Below are 14,388 nucleotides of genomic sequence, written 5' to 3'. Positions count from 1 at the left end.
GTTCGAGAGGGCCTCACGGTTCGAGAGGGCCTCCGGGACAGCCTCAGCGAAGAGTCGTCTCCGACCGCATCTCCGGAACCGATGCCCCCGCCGGGGCGTTCGGCGTCTGCTCGCTGCGCTTGAACATGCGGGTCGCCGTGATCTCTCCGTGGACGGTCTCCCCCGCCGGGTCCTGCTGCGGCAGTCCCGGCCTCAGGTGCTCCTCCACGCTGATGTACTTCAGTCCCGCGCGCAGGTCCGCGTCGTTGCGGAGCCGGATGACCAGCGGGAATTCGGCGAGCGCCGTGGTGTCGAACAAACCGGTCGTGTAGAGGAGCTGAACCCCCAGGGCGTCCGAGACGGCACGCTGGAGTTCCAGCAGATAGGTGGCGTTGGCCCGGCCGATGGGATTGTCGAGGAAGAGGGTGCCCGCGTGGCGATGGCGGTCGCGGCCCCGGTCGTTGCTGCGCAGGGCCGCCATCGTGCAGTACAGGGCGATCGCCGCGGTCAGCAGCTGACCGCCCGAGAAGACATCGCCCATCTGCCCGACCGGGACCCGCTCGGCGCGCAGCACCGCGTCCGGCTTGAGGATCTCCACGGCGATGCCCTTGGGCAGCAGCGCCGCCTGGACTCCCCGCAGCAGCAGGGACATACCGTCCCGGCGCAGGTCGGAGTTCTTCTTGAGCGCGGCGTGTGTGGCGTCGTCGATGACCTCTCCGAGCCGTTCGCTGAGAGTGGCCTGGTCGGGTTCCTCGAAGCGGATCCGGAGGAACTCCTGGCCGGACCACTCCCCGAGCCCCTCGGGAAGCCGGGAGAGCCGCTGGGCGGAGCGAAGGGTCGTGAGGGCGGAGTCCACGAGACCGCGGAGCCGGTCGACGATGGAGTCGCGGTTGCGCTCCAGCTGGGCGAGCTCGTCGGTGAGCACCCGCAGCCGGGGGGCGAAGGCGGCGGCCCACTTCTCCGCGTGGTCGGGAAGGGCGACGGCCGGTAGCTCACGGATCTGCTGCCGGGCGGGTGTGCGGACCTGCTCGTAGCGGGTGGAGTTGGCATGCCGTACGAGCACGTCGCTCGCTTCCCGTACGGAACTCTCGGCCGCCGACAGGTCGGTGACGCAGCCGCGCAGTGAGCGCCGGGCCTCCGCGGCGGACTGCCTGGCCTCCTCGAGGGTGCCGGGGTACGGGCTGGGGGCGTCGCCTTCGTCGTCCGCGCCGTGGTCCCTGAGCAGATCGCGCAGGAGCGCCGCCGTCTCGTCGAAGCCGCTCGCCGAGTCCTCCGCGCCGCGGTGGGCGCGCAGCAGTTCGGCGTGGGTGGCACGGGCGGTGTCCAGGGCCGCGGTGGCGGTGGCCAGTTCGGCCGTTGCCGTGCGGAACAGGATCTGGGCCTGTTCCGCGTCGGCCGGGGAGAGGTCCTCGGAGAGCTCGGTGTGGCGTGCCTCGTCGTCGGCCGGGGCGAGCCGTTCCGCCTCGCCCCGCAGCCTGCCGAGCTGCTCGCTGGCCGTGGACGCCCTGGTCTCCAGGAGCTGCACGAGGGACTCGGCGCGGGCGGCCGCGGCCTGCCGCGAGGGGCCGTCGGCGCCGTCGGTGCCTTCGAGGAGCTGGGCGGCACGGGTACGGACCTTGTTGGAGAGGCGGTCGAGCTCCGCGACGGCGGCACTCTCGTCGCTCTCGGCGCGGGCCTGCTCGGCGCGCAGGTCGGCGCCGACGCCCACCTTCTCGTACAGCTGGGATGCGGCCCGGTACGCCTCGCGCAGGGCGGGGAGGGAGGTGCGGGCTGTGCCGGCGGCCTGCTCGGGCAGGGTTTCGGGGGCACCCGCGATCTCGGCGCGTTCGGCGCGCAGGGCACGGGCGGTGCGTCGGGCGTCGTCCGCGGCGCGCTGGGCGGCCCTGCGGTCCTCGTCCGCGGCACGCGCCCGATCCAGGCAGACCGTGGCCCGTGCTTCGGATTCGGCTGCTTCGTCCGTCAGTTCACGGAGCCGTGCCTGCCAGGCCGACCGCTCGCGCAGACGGTGCGCCAGGCCGGCGAGGGCGTCGGCAGCACGGCGGGCGCGCTGCGCGGTCTCCTGCCGCTCCTCGCGGACGCGTGCGGCGTCGGCGGCGGCTTCGTCGGCCTCGGCGCGGACGGTGCGCGCCTCGGCGAGTACGGCCTCGGCCGTCTCGGCGGCGGTGCGCGCGGTACGGGCAGCATCGCCGAGCTCGCCGAGCATGCCGGGCGGGCAGTCGGAGCGCCACGAGCCGATACGGGCGGCGAGGGAGCGGTCGGCGGTGAGCCGCGCCGCCAGGATCCTGATGTCCTCGTCACGGGCTGCGGCCCGGGTCCTGAGCGCCTGCCGTTCCTCGTCCGCCGCGTGCTCGTCGTGCATGGCCGGGTTCGGCGGGACGAGGAAGACCTCGTCCGCTCCGCCCGTGCCTGCGCCGGGCGCGGGGACGGGTGCGAGGAGTGCCGCGGTGGTGCCGACCGCGACGGCCGAGCGGGGCAGCAGGGCCGCGGTGCCGAGCACCTCCCGGGCGCGGGCGTGGGCGTCCGGGTCGGTGATGACGACGCCGTCGACGAGCTCGGGGCGTGCGGAGAGCATCGCTGCGTGGTCGGCGGGGTCGACGGCCTGGGCGAGGTAGCGCCAGCCGGGCAGGGCCGGGATGCCGTGCTCACCGAGGTACTCGACGGTGGCGAGGACGTCGGGGCCGGGCGGCAGCAGTCCTCCGTCGCCGAGCGCGCCCAGGATGCGTGCGTCGTCGGCGGCGGCGGTGCGCAGGTCGAAGAGCCTGCGCTCGGCGGAGGCGACGCCCTGGTCGAGGAGCTCACGCAGTTCGTCGGCGCTGCTGTCGAACTCCTCGGCGCTGAGGGACTGCGCGTCCCGGGAAGCCGGTCCGCCGGCCCCCGGGGTGCTCTCCCCCTCCTGTTCTGCGGCGCCCCGGCGGGGGCGGGGCACGCCGGTGCCGCTCGTGGTCTGCAGTCCCAGCAGGTCGGCGAGGCGGTGGTCGGCCGCGATCGACTCGGCGGCCCTGCGCTCGGCCTCGTACGACTGTTCGGCGGCCTGCGCGCCGTCCGCGGCCCTTGCCGCGGCGAGCTCGGCGCGGCTCTCGGCCGCCGCCGCCTCCCTGGCGTGGTCGGCCGTGGCCCGGGCGGCCTCCCTGGCGGTGTCCCAGGCGGCGACGGCGGTCTGTTCGGCATCGCTCGCGGCGAGCGCGGCGCGGGCCGGGTCGGCGTCCGGCGCGGTGTTGTCGAGCCAGCCCGCCCGGACGGCTTCGGCTGTCTCCTGTTCGACCTCGGCGAGGCGCTGGCGCAGGTGTCCGGCCTCGCTGCGGGCGCGCTGGGCCTCCGTGGCCGCGGTGGTGGCGTCGCGGTGAGCCGTCTCGCCGGTGGCCTGGAGGGTGGCGGAGCGCTCCTCCTCCTCGTTGGCGACGCTCTCGCCCGCCTCGGCCGCTGTGTGCAGGGCGCGCACCAGGTCCGCGGCGGCTGTGGCGCGTGCGGCGAGAGCCGGGGCGGCGTCCCGTTCCGCCTCCCGGATGGCCACGGCGACGCGGGCGGAGCGGTCGGCTGCCGCGCGATGGCGCAGGACCGCCTCGGCTGCCTGCCAGGCGGCGTGCAGGGTACGGGCGTCGCCCAGCTCGCGGCGCTGGGCCGCCGCGCCCTTCTCCGCGGCTGCCAGGGCCAGTGAGGCGTGCCGGTAGGCCAGCTCCGCCGCGATCAGGTCCCGGTGGCCGCGGGCGGCCTCCGCCGCCGTGACGGTGTGGGCGGCTGCTGTGACCTGCTCGGCCAGCTCCGCGGTGCGGCCCCGCTCCTCGGCGGCGCGGGTGGCCAGCCTGCGGGCGATGGTGCGGGTGCGGCGCTCGGCACCGGCGTGGATGTCGCGGCTGCGGGCCCTGGTCGCGGTGGCCTCGACGATCCGGCCCAGCAGGTCGACGGATCCCGCGGTGAAGTCGCGCTCTGCTGTGAGCTCGGCGCGCCGGCCCAGCTTGTTGCCGAAGCCGCTGACGAGGTCGGCGAGGCCGTCCGTGTCGCGGGTGTCGGTGACGGCCCGCAGCAGCAGGTCGGTGAAGTCGGAGTCCTTCTTGACGGCGAACAGACCGGCTGCCTCGCCCTCGTCCGAGTTCATCTCGCGCTGGTAGCGGAAGAGTTCGGGGTCGAGGCCCAGCTCACCGAGGTGCTCGTTCCATCGGTCGTGGATCTCTTCCCAGTGCACATCGAGGTGCTGGTAGAACTTGCCCGCGTCCGTGAGGGCGTCCCGGAAGCCCTTCATGGTGCGGCGCCTGCCCCGGGCGCCGGAGACGCCTTCGGCCGGGCGGCCCACGGAGGTGGCCTCGGCGACGGGGAGGCTGTCGAGGCTGAGTCCCGGCCCGGGGCGGAAGGAGTACCAGGCTTCGGCGAACTTGCGCGGGTCGTTGGACACCTGACGCCCGCGCCACTCGCTGACCTTGCCGACGACCACGCATTCACCGGTGAGCGTGTGCTGCCACTCCAGGGCGACATGCCCGCAGTCGTCGGCGAGCAGGAACTTGCGCAGCACTCCCGAGCTCGCGCCGCCCAGGGTGTTGCGGTGCCCCGGCAGCATGACGGAGAAGATCAGCTTGAGCAGGACGGACTTTCCGCCGCCGTTCTCCAGGAAGAGCACACCTGCGGGTGCGGGACGGCGCGGCGGGCCCACCGGCTCGTCCTCGAAGAACTCCGCCTGGGCCGGTGCGGGGTGGGGCACGGGCTGACCGACACCGCGCAGGTCGAGCACGGTGTCGGCGTAGCGCGCACCGGCGGGTCCGATGGAGTAGAGGCGGACCCGGGACAACTCGTACATGGCGGCGGACTCTCGTCGTTCAGGCAGCGGAGGGGCAACGGAAGAGGCTGGGCCCGACAGGTGCCGGGCACGGCGGTTGGGGCGTGGACGGGGCCGGGTCAGGAGTGGAAGGGCAGACCCGCGTCGGCGACCAGTTCCGGATTGTCGGCGTCGGGCGGGGGCAGGAGGGTCGCCGAGCCGTCCGTGACCGGGACGACGCCGAGCTCCAGCAGCTCGGTCATGGCCGCGTTGCCCGCCATGTCACGTACCTGCAGCTGGTAACGGGCGGTGGTGCGGTACGTGCCGCCCGCGTCGTCCCCGGTGCGCTGGAGGAAGCCCGAGTCGGTGAGGAAGGCGACGGCCTTGCCGATGATGCCCGTGGTGGATCCTGCGAGCCGCCGTGCGTCCTTCGTCGCTCCGGTGGCGCTGCGGCGGGCGTAGACCCGCCAGCCGGATTCCAGCCCCGGGGCGTCGGAGGCCGGGTCGGTGTTGTCGCCCCGTTCCTCGGCAAGCTCCTCCAGGCGGTGGCAGGCCTGGCGGACGAAGGCGTCGACCCCGTTGACCGTGATGCGGCCGATGTAGGCGTCGTCCGCGAGGTCCTCGGGCCGGGGAAAGGCCATGGCGGCGACGGCGAGGTGGGCGAGGCCGTGGAGGAAGCGGTCGGCGGAATCGGAGGACGCGCGCCGGGCGTAGTCCCCCATGCGCACGGCGAACACCGAGTCCTCGTCGGCGGTCACGGCCATGCCCGCCCGGGTGGAGACCTCCAGGACGACGAGTCCGAGCCCGGTGGCGACCGCGTCGGCGAGCCGGGCGAAGGCCGGCTCTTCCCGGTAGCGGCGCAGCAGTTCCGCGTACTCGGCGTCACGGGCAGGCATGAGCTTGGGCTGCAGTCCGAAGGAGACGAGCCGCGCGGCGTCGGCCGCGTCGGCCGGGGTGACGGCGGCGGGAGCGGCGGGCGGTGCGGTGTCGGCCGTGTGCGTGGCGGACGGGTCGCCCCACCCTTCGGTGTACTCGGCGTGCTGCTCGCTCACTGCTGTGGCTCCTCGGTGCGGGTACTGCGCTCACGTTCCGGCAGGGTGGTGCGGGTCCTCGCCCGCCGACCCGGTCCGGGGGCCTTCGTTCCTGGTGTCCTCGCCCCGGGGGCCTTCGTTCCGGGGGCCCTCATGAGGCTTCCTTCCGGTCGGCGGCCATGCCTGCGGCGTCCAGGAGCGCCATGCCCACTATCAGGTCCGCGCCGCCGAATTCCGGGTCGTCGAGCTGGGTGCCGTCGTCGACGGCGAACAGCAGTCGCCGCTCGCCCTGGCGGTAGGCGGTCCCGACCGGCGGGCTCGCCGCATGGACCGACAGCAGGGCGACCAGGTAGGGCAGGTCCGGATCACGGAGGCGGGCCTCGGCGAGGAGTCCGGAGAGCCGGCGGGGGGCGTCGTGCTCGAGGTCGAGCAGCTCCATGGCGCTCGCGAGCTGCTCCTCGCTGAACCGGCTGTCGTCAGGGGTGGCGATGAGATCGGGTTCGGGCATTTCCACGCCCAGGTGCTCACGCTCCACCGGCGGTGTGAACAGCATGTCGACGAGATCGCCGATGCGGACCGAGGTGGGGGTACGCAGTCCGGTCCCGTGGGCGAAGAACGCGTCGGTGGCCCTGGTGGCCTGTTCGACGGGGAGCGGCAGCAGGGGGACGACGAGCTGTCCGTACAGATCGAGTCCCACCCGGGCCGTGGGGGCGGCGAAGGCCTGGCGGTCCTGCTCGGCGCGGAAGAGCGGTCCGGCCTCCAGGAGCCTGGACTGCAGCTGGGTGTGGCGGCGGATGCAGTCCTTCACGATGTCGACGAGCTCCGCGGCGCGCCGCTTGTGTTCGGGGTCCTCCGCCTCGTCCCTGGCCTTGCGGATGTTGGTGAGAATCGCGTTCTCGTGGCGGTAGCGGTCGGCTACGTGGTCCAGCGCTTCGGTGATCATGTCCGGAACGGCGTTGAGCCAGTCGACGGCGCGGACGTTGCGCCGGGTCGCCTCGAGTGTCCTGCGGAGGGTCTGCGCGTACTGCACGGTGCGGTAGCGGGCCTGCTCCGCGGCGAGCTGCGCGTCGGCCAGGCGGCCCCGGCTGATGAGGACCTCCAACTTGACCTCGGCGGCGATCTGGGCGCTGGTCACGTCCGTGTCGAGTGCACCGACCAGGACGTTGACCGCTTCGTCGGTGGCGCGGAGGTAGAGGCTGCCGCCGTGCCCGGGGACCTCTTCGATGAGCTTGAAGTCATAGTCCCTGCGGACGTACACGCCATCGGGGCCGAAGGTGCCGTACACCGCGCGGAAGCCGCGGTCGACGCTGCCGACGTTGATCAGGTTCTCCAGCACCCAGCGGGCAACCCGCTCGTACTCGGCGACGGGGCGGCCCGGTGCCTGGGCACCGACCCGCGGGAGGAGTCTGGCCACTATCTGGTCGTGGTCGGCGCCCGTGTCGAAGTCCATGTTCAGGGTGACCAGGTCGATCGCGGCGAGGGCGACCTCGGCCATCGCGTAGACCGTGTACTCGCCGGCGAGATTCGCCTTGCGCACATCGAGGTCGTGCAGCGGAGCGGTGCAGGCCAGCGCGCGCAGCCGACGCGAGAGCCCCTCGTCGGCGGCGGGGCCCGCGGCGGGCCGCGGTCCGGCGCTGAGCTGGGACGCAGCGGTGTCGGTGTAGGCAGGCGAAGTCACGCTGAACAGATTAGGTCCTCACACCGACAACGGTCGAAACGGCGCAGAAGCGACCGGTTGCCCGGACCCGTAGCCGCCTCCGCCCGGTGTGCGCAGGACCAGCACGTCCCCGGTGTCCAGCTCGGCGGTGTCGCAGCCGTCCAGCGGTGTGACGGTCCTACCGTCGGCCCGTTCCACGTGCTGGGTGCCCAGTGCCCCCGGCCCGCCTCCGGACATTCCGTACGGTGCCACTCGGCGGTGTCCGGACAGCAGTGCCACGGTCACGGGCTCGAGGAAGCGGATTCTGCGTTCCACCCCGGAGCCGCCGTGCCACCGGCCCTCGCCGCCGCTGCCTTCCCGTACGCCGAAGCTCTCCAGCAGCACGGGGTAGCGCCACTCGAGGATCTCGGGGTCGGTGAGCCGGGAGTTGGTCATGTGGGTCTGTACGGCGTCGGTGCCGTCGAAGCCGTCACCGGCGCCCGACCCGCTGGCGACCGTCTCGTAGTACTGGACGCGGTCGTTGCCGAAGGTGAGGTTGTTCATGGTGCCCGATCCCTCGGCCTGGACGCCCAGTGCCGCGTAGAGGGCACCGGTCACGGCCTGGGAGGTCTCCACATTGCCCGCGACGGTCGCCGCCGGGTGGACGGGCGCCAGCATGGATCCCGCCGGGACGCGTACTTCCAGGGGTTCGAGGCAGCCGCTGTTGAGCGGGATGTCGTCCTCGATCAGTGTCCTGAAGACGTACAGGACGGCTGCCATGACCACGGACTTCGGGGCGTTGAAGTTGCCGGGCTGCTGGGGGGAGGTGCCGGCGAAGTCGATGACGGCGGTGCGTGCCTCGCGGTCCACCGTCACGGCCACCTCGATGACGGCGCCGTTGTCGGTCTCGTAGCGGCAGGAGCCGTCGTGCAGCCCGGCGACGATCCGGCGCACGGACTCCTCCGCGTTGTCCTGGACGTGACCCATGTACGCCGAGACGACGTCGTGCCCGAACTGACGGGTCATGCGGCGCAGCTCCGCGATGCCCTTCTCGTTGGCCGCGATCTGGGCGCGCAGGTCGGCGAGGTTGGTGTCCGGGTCCCGTGAGGGGTACGCGGCGGTCGTGAGCAGCTCCCGGGTCTCCTCCTCGCGGAGCCTTCCGTCGCGCACGAGCAGCCAGTTGTCGAACAGGACCCCCTCTTCGTGGATCGTGCGGCTGAAGGCGGGCATGGACCCGGGGGTGATGCCGCCGATCTCGGCGTGGTGTCCGCGCGAGGCCACCAGGAAGCGCAGCCGGGGCTCCGAGCCGTCCTCGTCGTCGAACACGGGCGACACGACGGTGACGTCGGGCAGGTGCGTGCCGCCGTGGTACGGATCGTTGATGGCATACACATCGCCGGGGCGCAAGGAGTTCCGGTTGCGTCGCAGCACCTCCTTGATGGACTCCCCCATCGAGCCCAGGTGCACCGGGATGTGCGGTGCATTGGCCACGAGGTTGCCGTCCTGGTCGAACAGCGCGCACGAGAAGTCCAGACGCTCCTTGATGTTGACGGAGTGGGCGGTGTTCTCCAGCCTCACGCCCATCTGTTCGGCGATCGACATGAAGAGGTTGTTGAACACCTCCAGCATCACCGGGTCCACCCGGGTGCCGACGGCGGTCCTCTCGGGCCTGGGGCGTACCCGTGTCAGTACGAGGTGCCCGGCCGCGTCCGCCGTGGCCTGCCAGCCCGGGTCGACGACGGTGGTGGAGTCGTCCTCGGCGACGACGGCCGGGCCGGTCACGGTGTCCGACAGGCGCAGGTCGGCCCTGCGGTACAGAGCGGTGTCCTGCCATCGGCCCTCGGTGAACATCCGCACGTTCTCGAGCGGTTGCAGCGCGTGCTCGCGCGCGGCCGAGGAGACGCGGTGGGGGACGTGCGGTCCGGCTGCCGCGGTCGCCTCCACCGAGACGGCCTCGACCACCAGGGGCTTGTCCATGGTGAATCCGTAGCGGGCCCGGTGGGCGGCTGTGAACTCCTCCGTCATGGCGGTCACCGTGCCGAGGGCTACGGGCAGGCTCGCGTCCGTGCCGGAGTAGCGCAGGAGGACCCGCGCCCGGGTACCGACGGCCCGGTCGGGGACGGATTCCGCTCGGAGCTCGGCGCGGGTGCGCTCGGCCAGCTCCTCGCAGGTGCCGTCCACCCCGGCCCCGGTCTCCTCGTCCAGTTCGGCCTCGACCGATTGTTCGCGCATCGCGGTGGCATCGGCCAGACCGATGCCGTACGCGGAGAGGACCCCGGCGAGCGGCGGTACGAGGACGGTGTCGATGCCCAGGGCGTCGGCGACGGCGCAGGCGTGCTGACCGCCGGCCCCGCCGAACGTCGTGAGCGCGTACCGGGTGATGTCGTGGCCTCGCTGGACGGAGATCTTCTTGACGGCGTTCGCCATGTTCAGTACGGCGATCTCCAGGAAGCCCGAGGCGGCCTCCGCCGCGGTCCGGGGCCTCCCCGTGACGGATGCGGCCCTCTCGGCGAGCGCGTCGAAGTGTTCTCGCACGACGGTCTCGTCGAGCGGCTGGTCGCCGGCCGGTCCGAAGACGGCGGGGAAGTACGCGGCCTGGACCCGGCCGAGCATCACGTTGGCGTCGGTGACGGTGAGCGGCCCGCCCCTGCGGTAGCAGGCGGGGCCGGGGTCGGCGCCCGCGGAGTCGGGGCCGACCCGGTAACGGCGCCCGTCGAAGTGCAGCACCGAGCCGCCGCCCGCGGCGACGGTGTTGATGCTCATCATGGGTGCGCGCATCCGCACCCCTGCCACCTGGGTGCCGAACTCCCGCTCGAACTCGCCCGCGTAGTGGGAGACGTCGGTGGAGGTGCCACCCATGTCGAACCCGATGACCCGGTCGTATCCCGCCTGTTCGGACGTGCGGACCATGCCGACGACGCCGCCGGCGGGGCCGGAGAGCACCGCGTCCTTGCCCCGGAAGTGCGCGGCCTCACGCAGTCCGCCGTTGGACTGCATGAACATGAGGCGGATCCCCCTCAGTTCACCGGCCACCTCGTCGACGTACCGGCGCAGGATCGGCGACAGGTAGGCGTCGACGACCGTGGTGTCGCCCCGTGGCACCAGCTTGATCAGCGGACTGACTTCGTGCGAGCAGCTGATCTGGGTGAAGCCCGCTTCCCGGGCTGCCGCCGCGACGGCGATCTCGTGGTCGGGGTGGCGGTAGCCGTGCATGAGTACGACCGCCGCGCTCTGGATTCCGTCGTCCCGGGCCGCCTTCAGCTGCTCGGCCACCGCGGTGCGGTCGAGGGGTCTCACGATCCGGCCCCCGGCGTCGATCCGCTCCGGGACCTCGATCACCCGGTCGTACACGGCCTCGGGGAGCACGATGTGCCGGTCGAAGAGGCGCGGCCGGTTCTGGTACGCGATCCGCAGGGCGTCCCGGAAGCCTTCCGTGATGACCAGGACGGTCGGCTCGCCCCGGCGCTCCAGGAGCGCGTTCGTGGCGACGGTGGTGCCCATCTTGACGCCCGCGACCCGGTCGGCGGGAACCGGGTCGTGGGGGCCGAGACCGAGCAGCTGCCTGATTCCGGCCACGGCCGCGTCGCGGTAGCGGTCCGGATCGTGCGAGAGGAGTTTGCGGGAGACGAGCCGCCCGTCGGGGTCACGTCCCACCACGTCGGTGAAGGTGCCTCCACGGTCGATCCAGAACTCCCAGCGCCCGGTCATCCCTCCATTCTGGCGCGGGGGACGACCACACGCAGGGACGGCGCGTGCGTGATGTCGGCGAGTGCCTCCAGCAGCGTCTGCTCGGCCCTGACGTCCAGCTGTCCGCTCGTTCCGCCCACCCGGTGGCGGATCTCGGCCGCCGCGAGTCCCAGCAGCTGGGGCAGCAGGTCCGTGCTTCTGCGGGCCAGCCAGCCCGTGCCCTCCGTGACCAGCCAGCGGGCCGCGGCCGCGCGCGTGGGGGGCGGCTGCTGCGGTTCGGGACCGGGCGGGGCGCCCAGGGCGAGGCCGCGGTCGGCGAGCAGCCGGTGGAATCCGCCTGCGAGTCTCCTGTGTCCCCGCTCGGCCGGATGGAGCCGGTCCACGCTCCACAGGGAGCGATCCTGGACCCAGGTCCGGTCCGCGGCGTGGAGATGTACCGCGTCGTAGCGGGCGGACAGGGCGTGCACCACGGCGTTCACCGCCCGTTGCCGCCGGGCCAGGGGGTGGCGCAGCGGGGCGGGGAGCCCCAGGGCCGTGCCGGGGTCGGGCAGACACGCTGTCAGGATCACGGCTCCGCCCGCGGCCAGCTGTGCGCAGATCTCGTCGAGCCGCCCGGCGAGCAGCCGGATGTCGAAGGAGCGGCGAAGGGTGTCGTTGACGCCGACGACGACCGAGGCGATGTCGGGCCGGAACGCCGCGGCCGCCGCTGCCTGGTGGTCGCGGACATCGCCGGACAGCGAGCCGGCGACGGCGAAGTTGCGGAATTCCACGTCCCGCTCCGCGCCGCCGAGTCCCTCGGCGAGCAGGGCGGCCCAGCCCCGCCAGCCGCCCGGAACAGGGTCCCCGATTCCTTCGGTCAGCGAGTCCCCCAGTGCGGCGAACCGCAGGGTTTTACGGGCGGCCGTGGCGCCGGCTCCGGGTGTCGCGGGACCGGCCGTCGCGTGGAGGCCGGCCGGCCCGCTCATGGCCTCGCCCCGAGCGCTCCGCGCCGTTCGGGGGCATCGTGCGCGGCCAGGAACGCGGCCACCGAGCGTTCCCAGCCGAAGAGTTCGGCCCGCGCCCGCGCCGCCGCCCTGCGTTCCCGCTCGGGGCGGGCCAGGAGTTCCCGTACCGCGGCGGCGAACGCCTCTCCCGTGTCCGCGGCGGCCAGGCCTCCGTCTCCGATCACCTCCGGCAGTGCCGAGGTGCCGCTCGCGACGACCGGGGTACCGCAGGCGAGTGCCTCCAGGGCCGACAGGCCGAACGTCTCTGCGGGGCCCGGGGCCAGACAGACGTCCGCCGTCGCCTGAAGGTCGGCCAGGTGGGTGCGCTCCCGTACGTGGCCCAGGAACTCGACCGGCAGGCGCTCCGCACGGGCCCTGTTCTCCAGCCCGGCCCGCAGCGGCCCGTCACCTGCCACGACCAGCGCGGCGCGCACCCCTTGGCCCCGCAGCGCCGCCAGTGCGTCCAGGGCGCGGCCGGGCCGTTTCTCCACCGAGAGCCGTGAACACAGCAGCAGGAGCACCGCGTCGCCGACGGTGTGACGGGCGCGCAGCGTCCCGCTGCGGAGATCCGGACGGCACCCGCGCAGGTCCACGCCGAGCGGGGCGCGCACGACGTTGCGCACACCGATCCGTACGAACTCGCGCTCCGCCCATTCCGTGGTGCACACGATCCGGGTGTAGGCGTGGGCGCTCCGTGCGTTGAGACGGTCGGCGGCGCGACCCGCCGCCGCCGGGGGGACGCCCCAGGTGCGCAGGACTCCGTCGGCCGTCTCGTGGGACACCATGACCGCGGGCACCCGGGCGCGGCGTGCCCACTCCCCCGTCCATCGCAGTGTGGTCCGGTCGGACGCCTCGAGCCGGTCGGGGCGCAGCCCCTCCAGGAGGCCGCGCAGCCTCCTGCGGTTCGTCAGCACGCGGTAGCCGCCGCTTCCCGGCAGGACCGGCCCGGGCAGGGTGATCACGCGGCCCTGGGGGGTGTGCACGTCGCTCGCCGTGGCCCCCGGGACGATCAGTACGGGCTCGTGCCCCGCCGCGCGGTAGCCGCGGCCGAGCTCGTCCAGTGCGGTGCGCAGGCCGCCGGATGCGGGGGTGACGAAGTTCGCCAGACGCACGATCCTGAGCCCGTCCCGGGCTCTTGGGGTCCTGCCGTTCACGCGGCCACCGCCGTCCGGCCGCGGAGGACCTCGTCGTAGTGGCCGAGCAGCTGGTCGCCGACCGCTGCCCAGGTGCGGCCCTCGACCATGGCCCGTGCGGTCCTGCCGTAGGCCTCGGCGCGCGCGGGGTCCGCGACGAGGGCGCCGACCGCTGCTTGTACGGCCCCGGGGTCGTGCGGGGGGACGAGCACCCCGGTGCGCCCGTGGTCGACGAGGTCGAGCGGTCCGCCCGCCGCCGGGGCGACCACGGGGACGCCGGAGGCCATGGCCTCCTGCACGGTCTGGCAGAAGGTCTCGTACGGACCTGTGTGTGCGAACACGTCCAGGGAGGCGAAGATCCGCGCGAGTTCCTCTCCGGTCCGCCTTCCCAGGAAGACGGCTCCGGGCAGTGCCGTGCGCAGCGAGGCCTCGCTCGGTCCGTCGCCGACGACCACGACCCTGACGCCGGGCAGGGTGCAGGCTCCGGCGAGGAGTTCGACGTGTTTCTCCGGGGCCAGCCGGCCGACGTAGCCGACGATCTTCTCCCCGCCGGGAGCGAGCGAGCGGCGCAGCGCCTCGTCCCGCAGACCGGGGCGGAACCGTACGGTGTCGACGCCCCGCGGCCAGAGCCTCACCCGGGGCACTCCGTGGTCGGTGAGATCGCGCAGTGCGGCGGCGGAGGGGGCGAGGGTGAGGTCGGCCGCGCTGTGCACGGCGCGCATCCTGCGCCAGGCGGCGTTCTCACCGGTGCCCAGATAGGTGCGGGCGTAGCCGGCCAGGTCGGTCTGGTAGACGGCGACGGCCGGCAGCCCCAGCCGGGTGGCGACGGCCATCCCCCGTACGCCGAGGACGAAGGGTCCCGCGAGATGGACGAGTTCGGCGCGGTGCCCCGTGAGCGCGGCGGCGAGCCGTCGGCTGGGGAGCGCCACCCGGACCTGCGGGTAGCCGGGCAGAGGCAGGGAGGGGACACGCACCACCGGGCAGGGCGCGTCGGTGTACGTGGGGTCGGCGGAGACGGTGGAGGACGTTGTCCCGGCGGCTGCCGGGGCGATGACGAGCGGTTCGTGGCCTCGGGCGACGAGATGCCGTGCGGTCTGCAGGGTGCAGTGGGCCACACCGTTGACGTCGGGCGGGAAGGACTCGGTGACGATGACGACACGCATACCCGTGTTGTCGCCGCGCCGGGCGTGGCTGC

The 14,388-nt window shown here is 73.5% G+C and carries 7 protein-coding genes; all 7 read right to left on the bottom strand.

What is annotated here, in order from left to right; translation table 11 throughout:
- Nucleotides 1-43: 43 nt before the first annotated feature.
- Nucleotides 44-4,765 (bottom strand): hypothetical protein, encoded by a 4,722-nt coding sequence (locus tag OG844_RS39935; protein WP_406388528.1) that lies wholly within the window; start codon nt 4,763-4,765, stop codon nt 44-46.
- A 98-nt stretch (nt 4,766-4,863) separates the two neighbouring features.
- Nucleotides 4,864-5,775 (bottom strand): hypothetical protein, encoded by a 912-nt coding sequence (locus tag OG844_RS39930; RefSeq protein ID WP_406388530.1) that lies wholly within the window; start codon nt 5,773-5,775, stop codon nt 4,864-4,866.
- A 130-nt stretch (nt 5,776-5,905) separates the two neighbouring features.
- A complete protein-coding gene (locus OG844_RS39925; RefSeq protein WP_406388531.1) occupies nt 5,906-7,432 on the bottom strand; it encodes a hypothetical protein in 1,527 nt (508 codons plus the stop codon).
- A gap of 18 nt (nt 7,433-7,450) precedes the next feature.
- Nucleotides 7,451-11,098 (bottom strand): hydantoinase B/oxoprolinase family protein, encoded by a 3,648-nt coding sequence (locus OG844_RS39920; RefSeq protein WP_406388533.1) that lies wholly within the window; start codon nt 11,096-11,098, stop codon nt 7,451-7,453.
- Entirely contained in the window at nt 11,095-12,042 is a 948-nt protein-coding gene (locus tag OG844_RS39915) for an SGNH/GDSL hydrolase family protein (protein ID WP_406388535.1), read from the bottom strand. Before OG844_RS39915 ends, OG844_RS39920 begins: the two co-directional genes overlap by 4 nt.
- The gene (locus OG844_RS39910) at nt 12,039-13,214 is read right to left on the bottom strand and encodes a glycosyltransferase (RefSeq protein WP_406388537.1); all 1,176 of its coding nucleotides are present in this window, start codon (nt 13,212-13,214) and stop codon (nt 12,039-12,041) included. Before OG844_RS39910 ends, OG844_RS39915 begins: the two co-directional genes overlap by 4 nt.
- On the bottom strand, nt 13,211-14,356 hold the full coding sequence (locus tag OG844_RS39905) for a glycosyltransferase family 4 protein (RefSeq protein ID WP_406388538.1): 1,146 nt from the start codon (nt 14,354-14,356) through the stop codon (nt 13,211-13,213). The genes OG844_RS39910 and OG844_RS39905 overlap by 4 nt, the downstream gene beginning before the upstream one ends.
- Nucleotides 14,357-14,388: the final 32 nt, after the last annotated feature.

Source organism: Streptomyces sp. NBC_00887, assembly GCF_045207585.1.
This window is presented reverse-complemented; position numbering and strand designations above follow the sequence as displayed.